Annotated in this window: 22 protein-coding genes; 10 read left to right on the top strand and 12 right to left on the bottom strand. The window is 65.8% G+C overall.

Going from position 1 to position 23,382, the window contains the following annotated elements:
* Positions 1–15 precede the first annotated feature (15 nt).
* The 3 genes from AC56LW_RS14475 to AC56LW_RS14485 all read left to right on the top strand — a co-directional run bounded on the left by AC56LW_RS14475 (position 16) and on the right by AC56LW_RS14485 (position 2,268).
* A complete protein-coding gene (locus AC56LW_RS14475) occupies positions 16–873 on the top strand; it encodes a response regulator (protein ID WP_499635406.1) in 858 nt (285 codons plus the stop codon).
* 91 nt (positions 874–964) lie between these two features.
* A complete protein-coding gene (locus tag AC56LW_RS14480; RefSeq protein WP_183550752.1) occupies positions 965–1,660 on the top strand; it encodes a TetR/AcrR family transcriptional regulator in 696 nt (231 codons plus the stop codon).
* An 11-nt stretch (positions 1,661–1,671) separates the two neighbouring features.
* Positions 1,672–2,268: an LOG family protein gene (locus AC56LW_RS14485; RefSeq protein WP_499635409.1), complete on the top strand. Its 597-nt coding sequence runs from the start codon at positions 1,672–1,674 to the stop codon at positions 2,266–2,268.
* 10 nt (positions 2,269–2,278) lie between these two features.
* On the opposite strand, the gene AC56LW_RS14490 is transcribed toward AC56LW_RS14485, so the two are convergent.
* The 7 genes from AC56LW_RS14490 to AC56LW_RS14520 form a co-directional block, all read right to left on the bottom strand.
* Positions 2,279–3,385 carry a diguanylate cyclase domain-containing protein gene (locus AC56LW_RS14490; protein ID WP_499635412.1) on the bottom strand — a complete coding sequence of 369 codons (1,107 nt, stop codon included), beginning with the start codon at positions 3,383–3,385 and terminating at the stop codon, positions 2,279–2,281.
* Entirely contained in the window at positions 3,366–6,125 is a 2,760-nt protein-coding gene (locus AC56LW_RS14495) for a bifunctional diguanylate cyclase/phosphodiesterase (protein WP_499635415.1), read from the bottom strand. The genes AC56LW_RS14490 and AC56LW_RS14495 overlap by 20 nt, the downstream gene beginning before the upstream one ends.
* A gap of 7 nt (positions 6,126–6,132) precedes the next feature.
* Complete coding sequence (locus AC56LW_RS14500; RefSeq protein WP_332529913.1) at positions 6,133–6,573, bottom strand: phosphate ABC transporter substrate-binding protein; 441 nt, start codon at positions 6,571–6,573, stop codon at positions 6,133–6,135.
* Between the two features lie 5 nt (positions 6,574–6,578).
* On the bottom strand, positions 6,579–7,871 hold the full coding sequence (locus tag AC56LW_RS14505) for a hypothetical protein (RefSeq protein WP_499635418.1): 1,293 nt from the start codon (positions 7,869–7,871) through the stop codon (positions 6,579–6,581).
* A gap of 165 nt (positions 7,872–8,036) precedes the next feature.
* Positions 8,037–8,570, bottom strand: a complete 534-nt coding sequence (locus AC56LW_RS14510; protein WP_499635420.1) for a YgjP-like metallopeptidase domain-containing protein — start codon at positions 8,568–8,570, stop codon at positions 8,037–8,039.
* A 139-nt stretch (positions 8,571–8,709) separates the two neighbouring features.
* A complete protein-coding gene (locus tag AC56LW_RS14515) occupies positions 8,710–9,051 on the bottom strand; it encodes a KGG domain-containing protein (protein WP_499501678.1) in 342 nt (113 codons plus the stop codon).
* A 154-nt stretch (positions 9,052–9,205) separates the two neighbouring features.
* The gene (locus AC56LW_RS14520; RefSeq protein WP_499635423.1) at positions 9,206–10,237 is read right to left on the bottom strand and encodes an NADP-dependent oxidoreductase; all 1,032 of its coding nucleotides are present in this window, start codon (positions 10,235–10,237) and stop codon (positions 9,206–9,208) included.
* Between the two features lie 128 nt (positions 10,238–10,365).
* Here AC56LW_RS14520 and AC56LW_RS14525 point away from each other — a divergent pair, with 128 nt between their 5' ends.
* Together AC56LW_RS14525 and AC56LW_RS14530 are read left to right on the top strand one after the other, a co-directional pair.
* Positions 10,366–10,908 carry a YaeQ family protein gene (locus AC56LW_RS14525; protein ID WP_332529918.1) on the top strand — a complete coding sequence of 181 codons (543 nt, stop codon included), beginning with the start codon at positions 10,366–10,368 and terminating at the stop codon, positions 10,906–10,908.
* A gap of 40 nt (positions 10,909–10,948) precedes the next feature.
* Positions 10,949–11,437 carry a copper chaperone PCu(A)C gene (locus AC56LW_RS14530; RefSeq protein ID WP_499635426.1) on the top strand — a complete coding sequence of 163 codons (489 nt, stop codon included), beginning with the start codon at positions 10,949–10,951 and terminating at the stop codon, positions 11,435–11,437.
* A gap of 44 nt (positions 11,438–11,481) precedes the next feature.
* Here the strand turns inward: AC56LW_RS14530 and AC56LW_RS14535 are convergent, their stop codons facing one another.
* Complete coding sequence (locus AC56LW_RS14535) at positions 11,482–12,255, bottom strand: head GIN domain-containing protein (protein WP_499635429.1); 774 nt, start codon at positions 12,253–12,255, stop codon at positions 11,482–11,484.
* Positions 12,256–12,451: 196 nt separating this feature from the next.
* Between AC56LW_RS14535 and AC56LW_RS14540 the strand changes: the two genes are divergently transcribed.
* Positions 12,452–12,934: a DMT family transporter gene (locus AC56LW_RS14540; RefSeq protein WP_499635432.1), complete on the top strand. Its 483-nt coding sequence runs from the start codon at positions 12,452–12,454 to the stop codon at positions 12,932–12,934.
* A gap of 70 nt (positions 12,935–13,004) precedes the next feature.
* Entirely contained in the window at positions 13,005–14,126 is a 1,122-nt protein-coding gene (locus AC56LW_RS14545; RefSeq protein ID WP_332529922.1) for a type IV pilus twitching motility protein PilT, read from the top strand.
* 12 nt (positions 14,127–14,138) lie between these two features.
* Here the strand turns inward: AC56LW_RS14545 and AC56LW_RS14550 are convergent, their stop codons facing one another.
* From AC56LW_RS14550 to AC56LW_RS14565, 4 genes are all read right to left on the bottom strand, one after another.
* Positions 14,139–15,416, bottom strand: coding sequence for a cytochrome c (locus AC56LW_RS14550; RefSeq protein WP_499635434.1), 1,278 nt, complete (start codon positions 15,414–15,416; stop codon positions 14,139–14,141).
* Positions 15,413–16,123 (bottom strand): c-type cytochrome, encoded by a 711-nt coding sequence (locus tag AC56LW_RS14555; protein WP_499635437.1) that lies wholly within the window; start codon positions 16,121–16,123, stop codon positions 15,413–15,415. The genes AC56LW_RS14550 and AC56LW_RS14555 overlap by 4 nt, the downstream gene beginning before the upstream one ends.
* Positions 16,124–16,184: 61 nt before the next feature.
* Positions 16,185–16,796 carry a 3'-5' exonuclease gene (locus AC56LW_RS14560; protein ID WP_499635440.1) on the bottom strand — a complete coding sequence of 204 codons (612 nt, stop codon included), beginning with the start codon at positions 16,794–16,796 and terminating at the stop codon, positions 16,185–16,187.
* Between the two features lie 38 nt (positions 16,797–16,834).
* Positions 16,835–17,371, bottom strand: coding sequence for a ProQ/FINO family protein (locus AC56LW_RS14565; RefSeq protein WP_499635443.1), 537 nt, complete (start codon positions 17,369–17,371; stop codon positions 16,835–16,837).
* Between the two features lie 555 nt (positions 17,372–17,926).
* On the opposite strand from AC56LW_RS14565, the gene rpoD reads away from it, so the two are divergent.
* The 3 genes from rpoD (at position 17,927) to AC56LW_RS14580 (ending at position 23,379) form a co-directional block, all read left to right on the top strand.
* Positions 17,927–20,665: an RNA polymerase sigma factor RpoD gene (gene rpoD / locus AC56LW_RS14570; RefSeq protein WP_499635445.1), complete on the top strand. Its 2,739-nt coding sequence runs from the start codon at positions 17,927–17,929 to the stop codon at positions 20,663–20,665.
* A gap of 303 nt (positions 20,666–20,968) precedes the next feature.
* Positions 20,969–21,763, top strand: a complete 795-nt coding sequence (locus tag AC56LW_RS14575; RefSeq protein ID WP_499635447.1) for a transporter — start codon at positions 20,969–20,971, stop codon at positions 21,761–21,763.
* A gap of 11 nt (positions 21,764–21,774) precedes the next feature.
* Positions 21,775–23,379 (top strand): methyl-accepting chemotaxis protein, encoded by a 1,605-nt coding sequence (locus tag AC56LW_RS14580; RefSeq protein WP_499635450.1) that lies wholly within the window; start codon positions 21,775–21,777, stop codon positions 23,377–23,379.
* Positions 23,380–23,382: the final 3 nt, after the last annotated feature.

Below are 23,382 nucleotides of genomic sequence, written 5' to 3' on the forward strand. Positions count from 1 at the left end.
CCTTTGGAGCACCCAGTGGCGCGCATCCTGATCATCGAAGACAACCCGGCGAACATCGAACTGATGTCGTTCCTGCTCAGCGCCTATGGCCACGCGCCATTGAGCGCGGCCGATGGCCCCCGCGGTGTGGCCGCTGCGCGCAGCGAGCGCCCCGACCTGATCGCCTGCGACGTGAATCTGCCCGGGATGGACGGGTTTGCCGTGCTCGCCGAGCTCAAAGGCGACCCGGCGCTGGCCGGCGTGCCGATCCTGGCCGTGACCGCGCTGGCAATGACGGGCGACCGTGAAAAAGTGCTGGCCGCCGGCTTCGATGGTTACATCAGCAAGCCGATCGAACCCGAAAGCTTCGTCGCGGAGCTCGAAGCTTTTCTGACCCCCACGCCGGCGTCTGCGCCGGTGCCCGCAATCGCCACGCCGCCGGCCCCGGCTCAAATCCAGTCAACGCCCGCAACCGCGTCAACCGAGGCCGCCACCACACCGGCCGCCGATGCACGCACGCTGCTGCTGGTCGACGATGACCGCTTCATGCTCGGGGTGCTCAACGACATGCTGATTGGCCAACCGTACCGGGTGCTCAGCGCCTGCTCGGGCGAAGAAGCGCTCCAGGTGCTGTCGCATGAGCCGGTCGAAGTGATCCTGTGCGACCAGGCCATGCCCGGCATGCGCGGTACCGAAGTGCTGGCCGAGGCGGCAGTGCGCTATCCGAAGACGGTACGCCTGATGCTGTCGGGCCAGCCCGACCTGACCGACATCGAAGCAGCCATCAAGAGCGGCGTGGCCGATGGCCATTACATCAAGCCGCTTGGCGCACGGGCGCTGCGCGAGCAGCTCGACGAAGCGTTCCGCCTGCAGAGCGCGCGCAGGACCGGATAACACGAATCCCCGGCCAGTCATCCGGCAGATGGCTCGATAGAACGACCGTTCGATGATATCCTTGCGGGAACAAACACGAACAGCGGCCTACATGCAACAAAAAGCACCGCGCCGGACCCGTGAACGCATCCTGGAGCTCTCGCTCAGGCTGTTCAACGAGTTCGGCGAGCCCAACATCACGACCACCGTCATTGCCGAGGAGATGAATATCTCGCCCGGCAATTTGTACTACCATTTCCGCAACAAGGACGACATCGTCAATTCGATCTTCGTCCAGTTCGAGGCGGAGATCGAGCGCATCCTGACGGTGCCGGCCGGGCGCCGCTCGAACATGGAAGACGTGTGGCTGTACCTGCACCACATGTTCAAGCTGATCTGGCGCTACCGCTTCTTCTACCGCGACCTGAACGATTTGCTGTCGCGCAACCGCAAGCTCGAACTGCACTTCAAGGCGATCCACGCGCACAAGATCAAGGTCGCGCGCCAGCTGTGCGAAGACTTGCGCAGCGAAGGCTCGCTCGACGCGTCCGACCAGCAGATCGGCGCCATGGCAACCAATATGGTGGTCGTGGCGACCTACTGGCTGTCGTTCGAGTATGTGCGCAACCCCCGCAAGTACAGCGAGCAGCAGGCGATTGCCGATGCGCTCGCGCGCGGCTGCTACCAGGTACTGTCGATGGTCGGGCCCTACCTGAATGGCGAAACGCGCGTCCTGTTCGAGAAGCTGTCTGACGACTATCTGAAAAAACTGTCGGCCGACGCCAGGCCGGGCGCCGACTTCCTTTGAAAATGCACACGATGAAAACCCTTGCTGTCTACTGCGGCGCCGCACGTGGCGTCAACCCTGCCTACGCCGATGCCGCGCGCCTGCTGGCGCGCGCCATGGTCGACCACAATATCAGCCTTGTCTACGGCGGCGGCAAGGTCGGCCTGATGGGCGTGATCGCCGATGAAGTGCTGCGCCTGGGCGGCGAAGCCACCGGCGTCATCCCCCGCGCACTGGTCGAGCGCGAAGTGGGCCACGCGGGCCTCACGCGCCTGTTCGTCGTCAAGGACATGCACGAGCGCAAAGCGATGATGGCCGATCTGTCCGAAGGCTTTATCGCCATGCCGGGCGGGATGGGCACGCTCGAAGAGCTGTTCGAGATGGTGACCTGGGCCCAGCTGGGCATCCACGCCAAGCCGATCGGCCTGTTGAACGTGAACGGTTTCTACGACGGCCTGCGTACCTTCGTGGGCCACCAGGTAGCCGAAGGGTTCGTGCGGCCCGAGCACGAAGACCTGATGATCGCCGACAGCGATCCCGACGTGCTGATCCAGCGCTTGCGCGCGGTGGTGCCGGTCGTGCTGGAGTCGAGCCTGCCAGCGGCGGCGGCCGACGAATTAAAAGGCTAGCGCTGAAAAACTAGGCGACTTCGATCCGGTCGCGTCCCGCCGCCTTGGCCCGGTACAGCGCCTTGTCGGCGCGGCTGATCGCTTCCATGAATGGTTCGCCATCGCGCCGTTCGGCCAGGCCGGCCGAAAAGCTGATCCGCCGCGCCGGCGTCACGCCGTCGATTTGCAGCGCATGCACGCGCGTGACGATGCGTTCCAGTACCTGGCGCGCTGCCTGCGGCGTGGCGTCCGGCAGCAGCAGCAGAAATTCTTCGCCGCCCCAGCGTGCCAGCGTGTCGCGCTCGCGCAGCGCGCCATGCGCTGCGCCGGCAAAGCCGCGCAGCACGGCGTCGCCCACGGCGTGCCCATACTGGTCGTTTACTTCCTTGAACAGGTCGAGGTCGAGCAGCGCCACGCAGCTGGCAGAGGACGCCGAGCGGCGTTCTTCGGCGCCCAGCAACTCGTTCATGTGGCGGCGGTTGGCCAGCGACGTCAATTCGTCGACGGTGGCAAGCGTACGGATGGTGTCGAGGGCGGCCAGCAGCTCCTGCCTGCTGGCCTTCATGCGCCGGCGCAGTTTGGTCATTTCGCTGGCCAGCAGCGTGGTCGCCAGCAATGCCGCGGCCAGGTAGCCGAAGCTCATCGCTTCGACGGCGGGCGGGTGGCCCAGGGGATCGATTGCCTGTAAATACCACATGATGCCGGCCATGCCGGCCAGCGCGGCACCGGCCAGCAGCAGTGCGCGCCGCGGGTGCATGGCGAACGTGCAGAAGGCGATGGCCACCACCAGCATGCTCAGGAGTGAGGCGCGCAGCGGGCCAGCGATCGCATAGCCCGCAATGACGCAGCCGATCGCGAACAGCGATTGCAGCGCGGCCAGCATGTCGGGCGCGATCTTCAGTCGCGTGCTGAAATGGATCAGGGCGTAGAACGCGAGCGTGCCGCATGCGGCGATGATGCTCAGCACCAGCGCGGGGCCGCGCGGTGTGTAGCCGGCCCCGACCTGCGCCGCCAGCAGGCCCATGGTCGCCACATACAGCATGGCAGTGGCGATCCAGTAGTTGCGCATGCGGCGCAGCATGAGCGCCGGATAAGCCGGCGCAGCGGTGCTATCGGTACTACTTGGCGCAGGGGTCATGCGCGTCTCCTGCGCTGCCTGCGAGCAGGCGTGCGATGTCGCTTGCCGGGAGCGGCCGGCTGAACAGGTAACCCTGCATTTCGTCGCAGTCGTTGGCGCGCAGGAAGTCGCGCTGCTGCTCGGTCTCGACGCCTTCGGCAATCACGCGCAGGTCGAGCTTGTGGCCCAGCGAGATCACGGCCATTGCGATCGCCTGGTCGTCGGGCGAGTCGGCCAGGTCGGCGACGAATGATTTGTCGATCTTGAGGCGGCTGATCGGGAACGACTTGAGCGCCGACAGGCTCGAGTAGCCGGTGCCGAAATCGTCGATCGACAGTGCCACGCCCATTGCTTCGAGCTCGCGCATCTTGTCGACCGAGCGGCCCAGGTCGCGCATGATCAGGCTTTCGGTGACCTCGACTTCGAGGCCGTCGGCCGGCAGGCCGCTGGCGCGCAGCGCCTCGGCAACGCGTTCGACGAGGCGCTTGTCTTCGAACTGGCGCGCCGAGACATTCACCGACACGCTGACCGGTGGCAGGCCAGCCGTGCGCCAGGCCTGGGCCTGGGCGCAGGCGGTACGCAGCACCCAGTCGCCGATCTGCACGATCAGGCCACTCTCTTCGGCCAGGCCGATGAAACGCAGCGGCGAGACCAGGCCCTGCTCGGGGTGGTGCCAGCGGATCAGCGCCTCGACGCCGAACAGGCAATTCGTGCGCAGGTCGACCTTGGGCTGGTACAACAGCTGGAACTGGCACGGGCCCGGATAGTCTTCGGCGCAGGTGTCGATCGCCGCGCGCAGGCCTTCGAGCAGCACGAGCTTTTCGTCGACGCTCTCGTTCATTTCGCTGACGTAGTACTGGACGTTGTTGCTGCCCAGCTCCTTGGCGCGGTACATGGCCACGTCGGCGTGCATCATGAGGGCGTTGGCGCTGGCGCCGTCGCGCGGGTAGAACGTCACGCCGACGCTGCAGCTGACCTGCACTTCCTGGCCCTCGACCAGCACCGGCTCGGTGACGGCTTCACGCACCCGCTCGAGCAGCGGCGCGATCGCCATCGGGTCGCCCGCGAGGTCCGGCAGCAGGATCACGAATTCGTCGCCGCCAAAGCGCGCCAGCGTATCGTCGCTCCGCAGGCAGCGATGCATGCGCGCGCCGACCACCTTGAGCAGTTCGTCGCCGGCGTTGTGGCCCAGCGTGTCGTTGACCAGCTTGAAGCCATCGAGGTCGATGAACGCGAGGCCGACCGCGCGGCCCGCTTCGGCGGCAGTGACGATCGCCTGGCCCAGGCGCTCGCGCAGCAGGCTGCGGTTGGGCAGGCCGGTCAGGTCGTCGTGGTGCGCCAGATGGCGGATGCGCTGCTCGCCCATCTTGCGCTCGGTGATGTCGCGCACGATCACGACGACGCCATCCTCGACCGCCACCGCCTGGCGGTGCAGCCAGACACCAGGCTGGGGCAGGGTCTGCGCCTGCCACTCCGTTTCGCGCGCAATGCCGTCGCGCGCCACCGCCGACAGGTCGTCGAAGACGGATTGACTGATCGACGGTGGCAGCAGGCCCGAGATCGGCTTGGCTGCCATCTGCTGCTTGGTCAGGCTGGTGAAGCGCTCGGCGCGGCTGTTGGTGGTGGCAACCACGAAATCACGCACGTCGCCGCGCGGACCGAATACGGTGCGCAGCACGAAGAAGGCGTCGGGACTGGCTTCGGATGCGGCGGCGTAGGTTTCCTGCGCCAGCCGTTCGCGCCGGCGCGCCTTGGCCAGCTGCCATGACCACGCGCTGACCAGGATCACGACGGCAATCAAGAGCGCACTGGCCGCGCCTGCGCCAAGCAGCCAGGCGCGCCGGCCCTGATAGAAATCGGCCATCTGTTCGGCTTCGGACAGGCCGGCCACCGCGACCAGCGGGAAGCTGTTCATCGGACGGCTGGCGACGGTGCGGGCCTCGGACTCGAGCACGGGTGCGCCGTGCGCGCTCGTGCCGGCCGCCACGCCGCCGTTTGCGCCCGACACGAAGCGCTGGCCCCACGACACCGTTTCGCCCACGCGCAACGCGCGCAGCACGCTGTCGGTGCCCGCCATGCCGAGCAGGCCACGATCGCCCTGGCGCGAGCGCTCATAGCCGCTGGTGAAATAGGCCGGGTCGAGCGCGACGACGGCCACGCCGGAGAAGCGCCCGGCCGCATCGTTGATGCGGCGCGAAAAGTGGACGGTCGGTTCCCTTGAGGCTTCGCTCAGGCTGGTCAGGCTGACGAACGGCACGTCGTCGCGGGTCTGGCGATGAAATTCGAACCACGCGGTGCGTGCCAGGTCATGCTTCTTCGACGCGGGATTGCTGGCGACGATGTGTCCGCTGGCGTCGCTGATCTCGACCTGGAACACGAGGCCGGGCGGCAGCAGGCCCTTGGCTTCGAGCGCGGGCAGGGCGCCGGTCGGGCCATTCTGTTCGACCGCGTACTTCAGCACGCGCAGGGTCTGGTCGATCGCGCTCAGGCTGCGCGCCAGTTGCGCTTCATAGGTGTCGAGCAGTTCCTGGGTTGCATCGCGCGTGGCCACGACGGCGGCGCGGCGCTCCGATTCGATCACGTGCAGGGTCCCGAACCACATTGCGCCCAGCAGCGCCAGCGCGAACAGGGGCAGCGAGATGTGTGTTTCGAGCGCCAGACCAAGCCAGCGTGCGAGCAGGCCGCGCTTGCGCCGAGCGCCTGCCGCCGGCTCGCCGTCGCTGGTGAGCGACGGCCCGCTGGAACGCGCGACCATGTTCATGGCGTGCTCACTGCAGCACCAGCACCGGGCGTACGGACGGGTCGAGCGCAGCGCGCTCGATATAGCCGATCATCGACGGGTTGTCAGCCACCATGCGGCGCACGGCGGCGTCGCTTGCGGCTTCGCGCGGCGGCTGGCCGCGGCCGGTGAACACCATCTTGGACCAGTGGGCCTTGAGCAGCGCCGGGGTCTTGCCGGTGAGCTGGCGATAGAACAGGTCGCGTTGCGCCGCGCCCAGCCCCTGGTCGATGGCGACGGCGGCTGCGCCATCCGGGAAGCGGCCCGTCTGGCCGAGGAAGATGGCGCTGACCTGTTCGGCGTTGAGCACCGGGTTCGGGTTGCGGCTCGAGACGATGACGACCAGTTCGGCCGACGCGCTCGTGGCGACGAAGCACAGCGTGCACAGGGCCAGCATGTGGCGGGAATAAGTACCGAGGCGTGTTTTCATCGGCGTCAAAAGACAAAGTCCAGCGCAATGCTGGTCACGTTAGTCGTGCGATCCGAGCGAAACGCAGGCGTGGAATTGATCAGGGTGCCGCGCGAGCCGCCGCGCGGCCGCACGCTCTCGAACTGCAGCTTGAGGGCGATGTCGGCGGCGACGTCCCAGCGCACGCCGGTGCTCCAGGTGGTCTGGATTGGAATCGTCGCGAGCAGGGTATTGAGCGCGCCGTTGATCTGTGCGGCGCCGGCGGCGACCGGCGGGGGCAGGCCTTCCAGTGACAGGCCGGGGTCGGACGTCGCCACGTCGGCGCGGATCTGCGCGTAGCCGACGTAGGGCGTGAATGCGCCCTGGCGCCAGCCGGCGCCGACATAGACTGACGTGCCGCCACCGAGCAGCGAGTCGGTACGGGTGCGTCCCGTTTCGGCGGTGACGAACCAGGCCCCAGGGTCGTAGCTCGCGCCGGCGCTGATCATCGAGACGCGCTTGTCGACGATGGCGTAGCGCTCGGCCAGCATCTGGCCGCGGGGGCCGAACATGCGCAAGCCAGCGAACAGGTCGGCGGCGATGTCGGTGTTCAGGCGGGCGCGCGCCGCCGACAGGCGCACGGTCAGGGGGCCATAGTCGATGCTGTGCGACAGGCCCAGGATGTTTTCGGCGTCGATCTGCAGACCGAAGCCCAGGTCCTGGTCGGTGCTGCCTGAAAACACCTGCGTTGCGTGACGCACGGCGCCTGCGTTCCAGCGCCAGGTCGCGTCGACCCCGTCGCTGCTTGAAATCGGCAATGCGCCATAGACTTCGACTGGCGTGCGCACCCACGGAATGGTGTAGCCAACCTTGCGCGATTCAGCGCCGAGAAAGACCGGCAGTGCGATACGGCCGACGCGCACGGCGAGGTCGGGCGTCATCTGGTACTTGATATTGGCCCATTCGATGCGCGGATGGTAGCTGCGGTCGAGGCGCTGCTCGCTGATTACCTGCAGCACGCCCGACCAGGCGCCCTGGCTGACGTCGAGCTGGGCGCCGAGGCGGCTATCGACATCCGGGCTCCACGAACCGGACACACCGGCGCCGCTGGCGCGCAGGATGGACGAGCTGAAATCGGCCTCGCGGCTGTTCGAATGGACGACGCCGAGCGTGCCGAAGCCGGACAGCTTCCACATGGGAACTGCGGCCGTGTCAGGCGCCGGGTCGGCGGCCTGTGCGTCTTCTTGTGCCTGCGCCTGTGCCTGGAGCGGCGTACAGGCGAGCACACAAGCGGCAAATGCGGCAGGCAATAGCGTGCCGGGAAAATAGTGCGAAAGCATGTGATGTGATGTTGGCGCCAAGGGCCTGTGCGGTGTCGGGTAACGCCGGACTGGAATCCGAGGACTCTAGCGAAGCGTACGCGCAAAGTCGAGCGGTGCTCAACAGGACAGACGAATAGCAAGATTTTTGTTGCGCATGTGCAACGAAAGTTGCGAATGGTAACATCAACGCGGAACTGGTGCTGGTTCGGCACTCCACAAGCGTGCGCCCGCCAGATCGAGCCAGGTCAGGTACAACCGGACGTCGAATTCCAGCTGGTGATAGGCAGGTTCCATCCAGCAGCACAGCTTGTAAAACGCCTTGTCGTGTTCTTTTTCTTTCAGGTGCGCCAGTTCGTGCACGGCGATCATGCGCAAAAATGGCAGCGGCGCATCGCGAAACAGGCTGGCGATGCGAATCTCATGCTTGGCCTTGAGGCGCCCGCCCTGGACGCGCGAGATGGCCGTGTGCAGGCCCAGTGCATGCTGGACCACCTGGATCTTGCTGTCGAAGGCGACCTTCGAGACCGGCGCGGCCTGGCGCAGGTACTCGTCCTTCAGGTCCTGGACGTAGTCGTACAGGGCGCGGTCGGTGCGGATGCCGTGCGGTGCCGGATAGCGCTGGCGCAGCGTGTCGCCAAGACGGTCTTGCGCGATGAGGCCGCTGACCTGCGTGCGCAGTTGCTCGGGATAGGCGGTCAGGTATTTCAGGGTATGCATAAGCCGGGCAATGTACCACAGGGGGTGGCGCCGTGCCTGGCGGGTAACCAGAGCTGGCACAAGTGGCCCAGGTTGCGAATATGGGCGACGCCAGACAAAAGCGTCGTTCCCGCACCGGCGGGGAACGACGCTGCCAGGGCTAGGTGTCCTTGCTGCTCTGGCGATTGCCTTTGTCGGCCATGGCCGCTGCCGCCGCGCGCTGCGCCGATTGCCGGCTTTCGCCACCCTTGCGGCCGATGTCGGCCATGTGCGCGCGGTTGCGGCTGACGGCCTCGCCGCCTTTCTGGCCGGCGCGGCGCGCTTCTTCGGAATCGAATTCGTGCGCCGTCCCTTTTTGATGCGCCGCCTGGCCGCCCTTGCTGGCGATTTCACGCTGCTGGTTCTGGTCCATCGCCGCGAAACCCCGCTTGGCCGGTTGCCCGTTTTTCTGGGCACTGCCGGTGGCCGTCTCTTTGCTGCCGTTCTCTTTGCTCGTCGCCATGTCGATCTCCTTGTGCCCGTGGGGCTGTCAGTGGAAGAGGTCGTGCCCGATGCCACGAGCGCACACAGGATGCGCTCTCGTGTTTAGAGAAACGTGGTGAGCGTTAGTTCCGCCGATTTCACACCAGGGACAGGCAGAGACAGGGATGGTGCGACTAGGCGTCGGCCACCTTCAATACCAGCTTGCCCAGATTGCGCCCTTCAAACAGCATCAGGAGCGCCTGCGGGAATTGCTCGAAGCCGTCGACCACGTGCTCGTGACTGGTGATCTCGCCGGCCGCCAGCCACGCGCCCAGTTCGGCCACCGCCTCGTGGTAGCGCGGGGCGTAGTCGAACACCACCATGCCTTCCATCCGCGCGCGGTTCACCAGCAACGCCAGGTAGTTCGCCGGTCCCTTGACGGGCGCCGTGGCGTTGTACTGCGAGATCGCCCCGCAGATCACGATCCGCGCCTTCATGTTGATGCGCGTGAGGACGGCGTCGAGGATATCGCCGCCAACATTGTCGAAATAGACGTCCACGCCCTGCGGGCAATGCTGCTTGAGCGCCGCGTGCAGGCCGCCCGCCTTGTAGTCGATGCAGGCATCAAAGCCCAGTTGCTCGACGACGAAGCGGCATTTCTCGGCGCCGCCCGCGATGCCGACCACGCGGCAGCCCATGCGCCTGGCGACCTGGCCCACGGTCATGCCGACGGCGCCGGCCGCGCCCGAGACCACTACCGTGTCGCCCGCTTTGGCCTGGCCCACGTCGCGCAGGCCGAAGTACGCCGTCATGCCCGGCATGCCCAGCAGGTTGAGCCACGCAGTAAGGTTGCCGATGCGTGGATCGATTTTGACGAATCCGGCGTTCTTGTCATCGGCGGGGCCGGACCAGTAGCGCTGTACGCCGGTGCCGCCGGCAACATGGTCGCCCACCGCAAAGCGGGGCGAGCGCGACGCCACCACGACGCCCAGTCCGCCGGCGCGCATGACTTCGCCAATGGCGACCGGCCGGATATACGATTTGCCTTCGTTCATCCAGCCACGCATGGCCGGGTCGAGCGACAGGTACAGCACCTTGACCACGATCTCGCCCTCAGCGGGCGCCGGCACCGCCTGTTCGTGCAGTTGCCAGTCGTGGGCCTGCGGCAGCCCGACCGGGCGGGCAGCGAGCAGGAATTGCTGATTGGGTGGAAAGGTGTCGGTCATGCGGGTCTCCTTGGCTAGGTTGGATGATCTCTGGCAGGAAGTCTATACCGCGCCGTCGCCCGGCGCGCGCTGCGCATGCGACAATAGCGGGTTCCTCTACCGATCAATCCGTTCAAAGCACCGCACCAATGGCTATCAAAGCGACCATCTACAAGGCTGACCTGTCGATTGCCGACATGGACCGCAACTATTACCAGGAACACAGCCTGACGATCGCCCGGCATCCGTCCGAGACCGATGAACGCGTGATGATCCGCGTGCTGGCCTACGCGCTGCACGCCGACCCGGCGCTGGCGTTCACGAAAGACCTGTTCGACGTCGACGAGCCGGCCCTGTGGCTCAAGGACCTCACCGGCGCCATCGACCTGTGGATCGAAGTGGGCCAGCCCGACGAAAAGCGCCTGCTGAAAGCGGCCGGCCGGGCCGAGAAAGTGATCGTCTACAGCTACAGCGCAACCAGCAGCATCTGGTTCAAGGGCATCGCCAACAAGATCGAGCGCGCGAAAAACGTCAGCGTGATCAACATCCCGGCCGAGATCAGCGCCCAGCTCGAAAAAATGGCGTCACGCTCGATGGCGCTGCAGTGCACGATCCAGGATGGCCAGGTGTGGCTGACCGACGGCACCGACACCGTGCTGGTCGAGCGTGAAGCCTTGCGCGGCACAGTGTAAGATTGTATTTTTCACTGACTTCAACTAGCCAAGGATTGCCATGACCCGTCATCTGATCGCCGCGCTTGCCGCGGGCCTGTTTTCCGTCTCCGCGCTGGCCCAGGTCACCGTGACCGAACCCTGGGTACGCGCCACCGTGCCGGCCCAGAAAAGCACGGGCGCCTTCATGCAGCTGCAATCGGCCACGCCTGCGCGCCTGCTCGAAGTGCGCACGCCGGTGGCCGGCCGCGCCGAGATCCACGAGATGGCGATGGAAGGCCAGGTGATGCGCATGCGTCAGGTGAAGGGCATCGATCTGCCGGCCGGCAAGCCGGTCGTGCTGGCCTCGGGCGGCTACCACGTGATGCTGCTGGACCTGAAGCGCCAGCTGAAAGAGGGCGAGAACGTCGATCTGACCCTGGTGGTGCAGGACGCCGCCGCCAAGCGCCAGGAAGTGAAAGTGTCGCTGCCGGTCATGCCGCTGACGCACAGCGGCAAGCCGGCAGCGCAGGATGCGCACGGCGCGCACGCGGGCCACGCCGGCCACTGAGCCACTGAGCCGCTGAGCCGCTGAGCGCAGCGGCTTTTGCCCCATCAGCGCGGCGCGTTTCCGATGCGCCGTACTTCTCCCGAGCCCGCCACGCTGCGGCTCACCTTCGGATCGCCGTAATAGCCGACATCGCCCGACCCGGCGATGCTCGCGCGCAGGTCATTCTTTGCCCACACCGTCGCGTCGCCCGATCCGGCGATGCTCACGCGCGCCGAATCGGCGGCGATCTTGCCCAGGTCGACATCGCCTGAACCGCCGATCGATACCGACAGTTCGCGTACCGCGCCGCCATCGGCGCGCAGGTCGCCGCTGCCGGCCACGCTGGCGGAGACCGTGTCTGCCTCGAGACGCGCGATCTGGATCTTGCCCGAGCCGCCGACGTCCAGGTCCAGGCGCTTGCCGCGCAGGACATCCGCATCGATGGTACCCGAGCCGCCCAGCGACAGGCGCTCGATCTGGCGCGCCGTCACGACGATCTTGAGGTTGCGGGTGCGCAGGTTCAGGTTGCGCTTGGCGGGACGGATGCGCAGCATGCCGTCTTCGACGCGCGTCTCGATCAGCGCCTGCAGATTGTCATCGGTCTCGACCGTGACGCTGTCGACGTTGCCAGTACGCAGTTCCAGCCGGCCCGGCAGACCCAGCGCGATGCCATTGAACGACTCGACCTTGCGCGCCTGGCGCGTGACGTTGCCATTGCCTTCGACCTGTTCGCTGCCGAATGGCCAGGCCATGGCCGCAGGGGGCGCCATGCTGCAGGCGAGGACAGCGGCGAGCATCAGGGTACGCAGGGCAGGGATGGAACAGGCGTGACGCGACATGGTGGGGCTCCTTGAAAGGCGGTGGGAATGGTGTACATCCTGGCAGGACGGCCCCGAGCTGCCGAGCCGTTTGCGACAGACTGCGCGCGGCGTGGTGTGAAATGCAACTGCGCGGATTAAGCCGCGCGCTCCGACGATCCAACACGCCCACGCAAGATGCACTAAGATAGTGCGCTTTTTGCTACGGAGTAGTGCGATGAACGTGATTTTATTGGCGATGGCCTTCTGTGTGGGCATGGCCATGTCGGTGCAGGCAGCGATCAACAGCCAGCTGGCCCATTCGATCGGGGCCAATTCGATGATGGCGGCGCTGGTGTCGTTCAGTTGCGGCACGGCGGTGTTGCTGGCGGTGGCACTGGCCAAGAGCGGCGTCGGCGGCCTGGGTGCGACGCTGGCGGCTTTGCCGTCGCAGCCCGCCTGGAAGTTTCTGGGTGGCTTTCTCGGCGCGGCGTTCGTGTTCGGGACCGTGTTCCTGGCGCCGCGCATCGGGCTGCTCAGCCTGATCGTGCTGGTGATCGCCGGTCAGCTGCTCAGCTCGATGGCGATCGACCATTTCGGTCTGATCAATATGGCGACACGCAAGGTGTCCGGCGTGCGCATTGCTGGTGCGCTGGTGGTGGTGGTCGGCGTGACAATCACGGTGTTCGGCGAGCGTGTTGTTGCTAGTATGTCACGCTAAAGATTTTTCTTTTCTGCAATATTCAGGTTCTATAATGGTCGACACTTGATCTTTTACCAGCATCGGCCAGATGGAACATCACCAGTCCTCGCAGATTCCCACCCTGTCGTATATCGAGAACGAAGACCATCCGGTATTCGAAACGCTGGTCCAGCAGATCCTGCATCTGCTGAACTCGAAGCTGGTGTTTTCCGACATCATCATCCACCAGAACAGCCCGCTGATGCTGCGCCAGCCAAAGGGCCTGGTGGCGGTGACCGATTCGCCGATCACGAAGGAAGAGCTGGAAGAATTCTTCGACGTGATCGAGCCGAACTGGCCGCAGCGCATCGCCTCGCGCGCGTTCGACCGTTCCATTGACCTGCACACGGCGCGCATCCGCGCCAACTGCTTCCGCTTCCAGGGCGGCAAGCGGATCGGCTGCGTGATCCGCCGCTTCCCGAAAGAGCCGATCCCGCTGGCCGACCTGGGCCTGTGGGACGACGAGCGCGAATTCGCAAGCCTGACCAGCGGCCTGGTCCTGATCATTGGCGATACGTGCCAGGGCAAGTCGACGACGATCGCATCGATCCTCGACGAGATCAACCGCCACCGCTCGGGCCACATCATCACCATCGAAGACCCGGTCGAAACGCTGATCCCGCAACGCCGCTGCATTATCACGCAGCGCGAAGTGGGCGAGGACGGCGATGTCGACAGCTACTACCTGGGCGCCCTCGATGCGCTGCGCGAGCGGCCGGACGTGATCGTCATCGGCGAGATCCGCGACGCCCAGACGGCGCAGGAAGCGCTGGCGCTGGCCGAATCCGGCCCGCTGGTGCTGGCGTCGCTGCATGCGCGCTCGACCGAGCTGGGCCTGCAAAAGATGCTGCGCCTGCTGGGCAACACGGACGCGCAGGCGCAAGCGCTGGCCCACGCGCTGCGCGGTGTGCTGTGCCAGGCGCTGCTGCCATCGGTGGAGGGCAACCGCTATCACCTCGCCACCGAATGCCTGACCCCGAGTCCGGCCGTCGTGCGCATGCTCGAAGCAGGGGACCTGGGCAGTATCCGCGCGCACATGAATCGCGGCATCGACGCCGGTTGCCACACGATGAATGCGTCGCTCGAAGGCTTGCTGGCGTCGCACAAGGTGCGTCTGGAAGATGCGCGCAACGCCACCACCGATCGGGTGGCGTTTGCCGACATGGTGTAAGTCCCTGGCGGGTCAGTCGAGCGACACCGCCCGATAGCGATTGACCTCGGTCGCCGTCACCGGCGCGCCAGCATTGCCCCAGCTGACCCGGATCCAGGTCAGCACCGCCGCCACCTGCGCATCATCGAGTTCATGCCCGAACGGCGGCATCCCGTACGGCCGTGGATTGCCGCGCGTGCCGGGCGGGAAGCCGCCGTTGACCGTCATCCGGATCGCGTTCACGGCCGGCGTCATCAATACGGCGCGGTTGCCGGCCAGTGGCGGGTAGGCCGGCATGCGTCCCTTGCCGTCGTCGCCATGACACGCCGCGCACTGCGCCGCATAGATCCGGCCACCTTCGGCCAGCACCTGTTCAGCCGCAGGCAGCAATGCCGGCGTGGGCTGCGCACGCACGGGCGTGGCGGCGAGCGACTTCAGGTAGCCCGCCATCGCGCCCAGATCTTCAGGTGTCAGGTACTGCAGGCTGCGCGCCACCACTTCGGCCATCGGTCCGGTCGCCGCGCCGCGCGGCGAGATGCCGGTCCCCAGCAACGCCACGATATCCGCATCAAGCCAGTCACCCAGGCCCGCCTCGTGGTTGGCGGTCAGCGACGGCGCGTACCAGCCGAGGGTCGGGATCATGCCGCCAGCCAGCCCGCCATCTGCCGCGCCCAGGCTGTTGCGGGTGCTGTGGCAGGCGCTGCAATGGCCCAGGCCTTCGACCAGGTACGCGCCCCGGTTCCAGCTGGCGCTGCGCGCCGGTTGCGCGGCATATTCGGCAGGCCGGAAGTACAGCAGGCGCCAGCCGGCCAGCAACGCCTGCTGGTCGTACGGGAAGCGGATGGCATGCGGCCGGTTTGCCTGGCGCTGCGGCGGCAGGCTGCGAAAGTACGCAAACAGTGCATCCGCATCCGCGCGCGTGACCTTCGTGTAGTTCGTGTACGGGAAGGCCGGATACAGCAGGCGGCCGCTTGGTGCGATGCCATTGTGCAGCGCGTTCCAGAAGTCGTCGGCGCTCCAGGCGCCGATGCCGGTGTCGCGGTCGGGTGTGAGGTTCGGGCCATAAAAGCGCCCGAATGGCGTATCGAGCGCGCGCCCGCCCGCATACGCTACGCCACCACGCGCCGTGTGGCAGGCGATGCAGTCGCCGGCGCGCGCCAGATACGCGCCGCGCGCGATGTTGGCGGGCGTGGATGCCCAGGCGGCGGGCGAGCTGGCCGGCACGAGATCGGCGCGTGGCCATGCCAGTGCGAGCGCGATGCAGACGGCGGCGACCACCGCCAGCAGGACGATGCGGACGGTCTTCGTCATGGCGCGCTGCCACAGAGGAGCGGCAGCGGCCGGGCGACGGCATCGGCCGGCCGTGGGTCGGGTGGCATTGGCTGCGCCGCCAGCCAGCTCGAGACGGCGGCGACATCGTCGGGCGACAGGCGCGCCGCCACCTGGCCCATGCAATCGGGCGCATGGGCGCGCCGCACGCCGTTGCGCCAGGCGCCGAACTGCGCGTTGATGTAATCGCGTGGCAGGCCAAGCAGGCCCGGGATCGCGGGCTGCACGCCGGTCAGGCGCGCGCCGTGGCAGGCGATGCAGGCCGGGATGCCGCGGGTCTGGTCACCCTCGTGTACGAGCTGATAGCCCCGTTCACGCTGCGCGGGAGGCAGGTTCATCGGCGTGGGCGGCAGCACGGTCGGTGCCTGCGCCGCAAAATGCGCGGCGATTTCGCGCAGGTAGGCGTCGGGCAGGTGCTCGGTGAGGTACGTCATCACGGGATAGTGGCGCCGGCCATCCTGAAAATTGCGCAGCTGGTGGTACAGGTAGCCGGCTGGCTTGCCGCCGATGCGCGGATAGAAACTGTCGTTGACAGGATTGCCGCGCGCATCGACGCGCGCGTGGCAGGTGGCGCAGGCGAGCAGGCGCTGGGTGAGGGTGTCGGGGACGGGTTGTGGCGCAGCGTCGGCGACGAATGTCAGCGTGCAGAAAAGCGCGGCAGCGGGCCAACGGAAGCGTCGAGATGGCATGGATTCACCGGCAGCATGGACGCTGACGATGATAGCGCGAATCCTGAACGCCGCGCGGGATTTACGCTGCTGGGGTTTCGGTCTTCCAGCGCCGGTAGATCCGCAGCGCCGCATGCGCATCGTCGGCCGCGTATTGCAGCTGCTTGTCGGACAGGTGCGGCAGCGACCAGTTGGTGGTCGTGATGCGCTTGGATTTTTGCAGGCGCTGACCGAAGAATCGCTCCACGGCGCTCCTGGCGCCCAGCGGATTCTTCTCACCGCGCCGGCGCAGCGCCGTCGACAGATCGAGCACGTTGCGCAGTTCGATGCTGAACTTGGACTTCAGCCGCTTGACGTCGTCACCCAGGCCAAAACCCACCTTGAGGATGCTGCCGGAGGCCAGCACGGGCTCCAGCACGGTGAAGGCGAGGGCGTTGCCAGCGGGCGTGGCGGTCTGGAACAGAAAAGCAAACTCGTCGGTGGCCAATTGCACCAGGTGCGGCCCGGTCGAGACTTCGCCCTTGGCGAACGTTGGCTTGGATTCGGTGTCGAAGCCGATGACGTCGGCCGCAAGCAGCGCCGCGAGCGCCAGCTGCGCGTCGGTGTCGGACCGCACCAGCCGCACATGGGCCGGGTCGATGCCGATGTAGGCAGGCAGCTCAGGTTGCAGGTCGGCTCGCGAGCCGGCTTGCATGCCTTCTGCTGCCGCATCCTTCAAGGCGTCGCCCGAATTCAAGTCTTCGAGAACTTGGACGCCAGCGCCTGCAGCTTTTCCTGGCGCTTGCGGTTGTTTTCTTCTTCGAGGGCGGCGTCGCGCTCGGCCTTCTTGCGGTCAGCTTCTTTCTTGAAGCGCTGCTGCAACTGCTCTTTTGCGTGCAGGCGGTGCGCTTCAGGCACTTCGGCGCCGGCGGTGCCGTCGAGGTCAAAGCGGACCTTGGCTTTTTCCATCGCGCGCAGGTAGCGCATCGAGCCGGTGTGGATGCCGAGGGCGGCGCGCATCGTTTTCTTGTCCAGGCCCGGCATGCGTGCCTGCAACTGCTTGTCGATACCGATCGACAGTGGCAGGCAGTCACGGAAGGCGGGATACTCCTGCTGGAGTTGCTTGAGCAGCGAGCGCGCCGACTGGCCTGATGCCGGGGCCGTGGCCGTGGCCGCAGCCGGGGCTGCTGGCGCTGCCGGCTCGGCTGGCGACTGCGTTGGCTGCTGCGCATCCGGGGTGGCTGGCGCGGCGGTGGTGTCGACGGACTCTGCAGGGGTATTGGTATTCATTGACTTCATGGTAAGAACAGGATTGCGAAGGATAGCACGGCGCTAAAAGCCGCATTGTACTAGTTCCACTAATAAATGTTGAGAAAGACGCACTGCGATGAAGCATTAAAACGCGAAATCGTGTATGATCCGCCTCTTGCCTTGAGTCCGGCTTGCGCCGGCGCAGACCAGCAAGAAGGTCATCATGCCGGGGCGATGCACCCGGTGACGCGTGCAGATCCTTCACCGGATCAAGCGATGATCACCAAAACTTGCATTGGGGCGTAATGGCCCCATCTCCTATTCTTCTAGAAAAATAGATGCAAGCCCGTGTTAGCGGGCTTTTTTTCGTTCCGACATGCACAGCACGATTTTGAACAGCGACCAACGCCACCTGCCCGCAGCCCCGATATTACGCCGGCGCGCGCACCGAAGGGCAGGTCGAGCTTGAAGTCTGGCATGTCCGCCCTAAGGTAGGGCCACTTCCGTTCCCCATTCCCAGGTCCCGTACGCGGGGCCCGCTGGATTATTGACTTCGCAGGCGCGCTACTCGCCTCGACTGGAGAGTTTTAAGCTATGAAAAACACCGCCAAGACATTGACACTGACAGCGAAAAAAGCCCCGGCCAAGGCATCGGCCCCGCTGGCAGTGCCTAAAACCGCCACTTCCTACTTCCTCGAAACGGAAGCGGCGGCCAAGGTCACGGTGGTCAAGACCCGTTCGCGCCTGGCGACGCTCAAAGCCCAGGCCGACGCGATCCTGGCCGCCGGTGGCCCCGCAGCCGACCCGGTTGCCATCCCAGCCGTCGCTGAAGCCGCACCCGCAGCAGTCGAGCCAGTGGCCGCCGCGCCAGTGGAAGCTGCCGCGCCGGTCGAGGTCAGCGAGCCTGCGCCTGCCGCGACTGCCGCCGACACCGCGCTTGACGCGCACGATCCCGCTGACGACTACATGCCAACGCAGGCCAAGCCAGCCGCGCCACCGGTCATCGTGCGCAAGCGCGGCCGTCTGGCGGCACTGAAAAACGCCGAGCCGGAAAACGACGTTGCTGCCGAAGCTGCACCAGCCGAAGCCGTGGCCGCCGCCGTTGCCGAGCCTGCCCCGGTGGCCGAAGAAGCGCCGAAAGTCGTGCGCACCCGCACCGCGCGTCGTGTCGACGCCAGCCCCGCCTCGGTGCCAGTCGCCCAGACCAATGCCGTCGGCACCGTCAGCAAGACCACCGACGCTGCCGCGCTGGCGGCGATTGACACGTCGGGCTACCTGCTGCCGCAGGTGAAGGTGCCTGGCCGCCGTGGTCGCAAGCCAAGCGAATTCGTGCCGGAAAACGACGAAGTCGCGGCGCTGAACGCCGTCGAGCGCGCCGAAATGAAGGCCGCGTCGAAAGTGCGTGAGCGCAAGGCCAAGGGCATCGCGCTGCTGAAGGAAGAAGGCTTCTCGGAAACCGAACTCGAGCGCCGTCGCCAGCAGCTCAAGAACCTGATCAACATGGGCAAGGAGCGCGGCTTCCTGACCCACGCCGAGATCAACGATCACCTGCCGGAAAACATCATCGATCCGGAAGCGATCGAAGGCATCATCGCGACCTTCAACGACATGGGCATCGCCGTCTACGAGCGCGCGCCGGAAGCTGAAATGATGCTGTTGTCGGACCAGGCCGTGACGCCGACGAGCGAAGACGAAGTGGAAGCGGCCGCCGCAACCGCGCTGTCGACCGCCGACTCGGACTTCGGCCGTACGACCGACCCGGTGCGCATGTACATGCGTGAAATGGGCGCCGTGTCGCTGCTGACGCGCGAAGGCGAAATCGAAATCGCCAAGCGCATCGAGCAGGGCCTGAAGGACATGGTCCAGGCGATCTCGGCCTGCCCGACCACGATCTCGGAAATCATCGCGCTGTCGCACAAGATCGCCAACGATGAACTGAAGATCGACGACGTGGTCGATGGCTTCGTCGACATGAACGACACGCCGGCGCCTGCTGCCTCGGTCGCCCACGCCGCTGCGATCAGCGAAGAGGACGACGAAGAAGAAGAGGAAGAAGTCGAAGAAGAAGAGGGCGACGTCAACAGCGGCGCCGCTGCCGGCTACTCGCCAGAGCAGCTCGCGCAACTGAAGAAAAGCGCGCTCGAGAAATTCGCGCTGATCGAGCAGCAGTTCGACCTGATGGGCCACGCATTCAAGAACAAGGGCTACGGTTCGCCGGCGTACGAAGATGCGCAAGCCGTCATCTCGTACGAGCTGCTGGGTATCCGCTTTACCGCCAAGGTCGTCGAGAAGCTGTGCGACACGCTGCGTGGCCAGATGGACGAAGTGCGTTCGATCGAGCGCGCCGTGCTGGACATCTGCGTGAACCGCTGCGGCATGCCGCGTGCCCACTTCATCAAGGTCTTCCCGGGCAATGAAACCGATCTGCAATGGGGCGACCGCGAAGTCGACTGCGCGTATCCGTACAGCGCGGTGCTGAGCCGTAACCTGCCAGCGATCAAGGAACTGCAACAGCGCATGATCGACCTGCAGGCGCGCGTGGCGCTGCCACTGGCCGACCTGCGCAAGATCAACAAGCAGATGGCGGCGGGCGAAAAGCGTGCACGCCAGGCCAAGCGCGAAATGACCGTGGCCAACCTGCGCCTGGTGATCTCGATTGCCAAGAAATACATCAACCGCGGCCTGCAGTTCCTGGATCTGATCCAGGAAGGCAATATCGGTCTGCTGAAAGCGGTCGACAAGTTCGAATACCGTCGCGGCTACAAGTTCTCGACGTATGCGACGTGGTGGATCCGCCAGGCGATCACGCGTTCGATCGCCGACATGGCCCGCACGATCCGCGTCCCGGTGCACATGATCGAGACGATCAACAAGATGAACCGCATCTCGCGCCAGATCATGCAGGAAACGGGCAGCGAGCCGGATCTGCCGACGCTGGCCCTGAAGATGGAAATGCCAGAGAACAAGGTTCGCGAGATCATGAAGATCGCGAAAGAGCCGATTTCGATGGAAACGCCGATGGGCGAGGACGGCGATTCGCAGCTGGGCGACTTCATCGAAGACAACGCCACGCTGGCCCCGCTGGACGCCGCACTGCACGCTTCGATGCGCAACGTGATCAAGGAAGTGCTCGATTCGCTGACCCCGCGCGAAGCAAAGGTGCTGCGCATGCGTTACGGCGTGGAGATGTCGAACGACCACACGCTGGAAGAAGTGGGCAAGCAGTTCGACGTGACCCGCGAGCGGATTCGCCAGATCGAAGCCAAGGCAATGAGCAAGCTGCGCCAGCCATCGCGCTCGGACAAGCTCAAGACGTTCCTGCACAATCAGTAAGCCGGCAGATGCCGCGTCGACGCTGTCGACATGAACAAGCCGCCCGGTTCGCACCGGGCGGCTTTTTTTCGCGTTGTCGAACCCATCTGCGGCGGCCCTGTTCTGCAGACGACCTTCCAGAATACGTCGCGGTTCTCCAAAAACCACAGTTCATTATCTTGGTTTCAAGCGCACCGTGGCTGTCAATACACACCACTTATTGAACACAAGAAATAAATGCAGACATGTGTTCTACGCCGACAAATCTTTGCAATACTCGACCTGCATTCCAGGCGCAGACCTCCTTTCCTGAAAGACCGCAACATGCCTACCTCCCCATCCCCACGCCTCACTTTTATCTGTCTTGCCAGCCTGGCGCTGCTGTCACCGCTGTCAGCCATGGCTGCCGACGACGGGATCGTTACTGACCGCCCCGATTTCGTCGAGTCCAGCAATGTAGTCGGCCGTGGCCGGTTCCAGATCGAGACCAGCGTGCTGGCCGAGCGGGACAAGACCGATGGCGTGCGCGCGCGAACCTACAGCATGCCGACGTTGCTGCGCTATGGCGTGGGCGACGTGCTTGAACTGCGGCTCGAGACCGACGGCCGTACGGTTCAGCATGCCGGTGGCGAGGGCACATCAGCCGGCTACGCCGACACCGCGCTCGGCGTGAAGTGGCATGTGCAGGACGAGGCGCCGGGCCGCCCATCGGTCGGTGTGCTGCTGCATGCCGACCTGGACAGCGGGTCGCGGGCCTGGCGCGGCCAGGGCGTGCGCCCGTCGCTGCGCGTGGCGGCTGAATGGGAATTACCGGGCGACCTGTCGCTGGGCGTGATGCCCGGCGTCGGCCGCGAGCGCACCGAGGACGGCAAGCGCTATGGCTACGGCATCCTCGGCGTGGTGCTCGGCAAGGAGCTGACGCCGACCTGGCGCACATTCGTCGAAGTGGCGGCGCCGCAGATCGCCCGCAGCGCCAACGGCGGCACCGTGGCCACGTTCGACACGGGCATGGCGTGGCTGCTGTCGGACCGCTGCCAGCTCGACACCATGCTCGCGCTGGGCCTGAACCGGCGCACGCCCGATGCCGCGCTCACGGTCGGGCTATCGTTCAAACTGTAGGAGAAATCACCATGAATCTGACCATCCGGCACCGGCTGTTTCTATCCAACCTGGCAGCGGTGTTTCTGGCCGCTGTGGTGGCCAGCATCGGCTATGGCGCGATGTTGTCGCTTGAAACGGCAATGAACGCCATCACCGACAATGGCAGCGCGCTGAAGAACCAGCTGCAGGCCGACATGGCGCACGACGCCTTGCGCGCCGACGTGCTGGCCGCGCTGATTGTCGGGCCGGACGACACAGGCAAGCAGGCCGAGGTCCGGCGCGATCATGCGCAGCACGCTGCGACACTGGCCGGCTTAATCGACACGCTGGCCAAGGAGAATACCGACGCAGCCTTGCAAAGCGCCATTCCTGCCGTGCGCGCCGACATCGACGCCTACCTCAAGAGCGTGGCGCGGATGATCGACCTGGCGTTTGCCGACCCGGTTGCAGCGCGCCAGGCGCAGGCGGACTTCATGGGGCATTTCCGCAAGCTCGAAACGAGCATGGGCGAACTGAGCGACACCATCGGGGCCAGCGCCGAGGCCACGCGCGTTGGCGGCCACGCACTGGTCGAGCGCTCCGAACGCCTGCTGCTGCTGGCGTCCCTGATTTCCGTGGGGCTGATGGTCGTGGTGGGCCAGCTGTCTGCGCGCGCCATCCGGCGCCCGCTCGAGGAAGCGGTGGCGTTCGCAGGCCGCATCGCCGACGGCGACCTGGGCGCATCGCTCGACTGCAACGCCGACGACCGGACCGAAACCGGGCGCCTGAAAGTGGCGCTGCAGCGCATGCGCGCCAATCTGCATGGGGTGGTGAGCCAGGTGCGCGGCAGTACCGACGCCATCGAAACGGCGTCCGGTGAAATCGCCAGCGGCAACCTGGACCTGTCACGCCGCACCGAACAGCAGGCCGGCGCACTCGAAGAAACGGCGGCATCGATCGAAGAGCTGGCAGCGACGGTCAAGCAGAATGCCGACAACGCCTTGCAGGCCAACACGCTGACGGCATCGGCGTCCCAGGTGGCCGTCAAGGGCGGCGAAGCGGTGGCGCGCGTGGTCGACACGATGGGCGCGATCCATACATCCTCGCGCCGCATTGTCGACATCACCGGCACGATCGAATCGATCGCGTTCCAGACCAATATCCTGGCGCTCAATGCGGCGGTGGAGGCAGCGCGCGCCGGCGAGCAGGGGCGCGGTTTTGCCGTGGTGGCGTCCGAGGTACGCAACCTGGCCCAGCGCGCCAATGCGGCGGCTGGCGAAATCAAGGTGCTCATCGACGAGTCGGTACGGCACGCCGACAACGGGATCTCCCTCGTCGCGGCGGCCGGCGGCACGATGGACGAGATCGTGGCCAGCGTGCGGCGCGTGACCGATATCGTGGCCGAGATTGCCACTGCCAGCCAGCGGCAGGGACAGGGCATCGCGCAGGTCAACAGCGCGATCGGAGAAATCGACGCCGTCACGCAGCAGAATGCTGCACTGGTCGAGCAGGCCGCAGCGGCGGCGGCCTCGATGCAGGAGCAGACCGCCAACCTCAGTGTGCTGGTCGGGAATTTCAAGCTGGGACAGGCGACGCCGGTACAACTGGCGCCCGTGAACCGGCGCCAGCAGACCGGCGTGTTGCAACTGGCCTGAACC

The sequence above is a fragment of the Telluria sp. LT2P80 genome, from assembly GCF_059685955.1.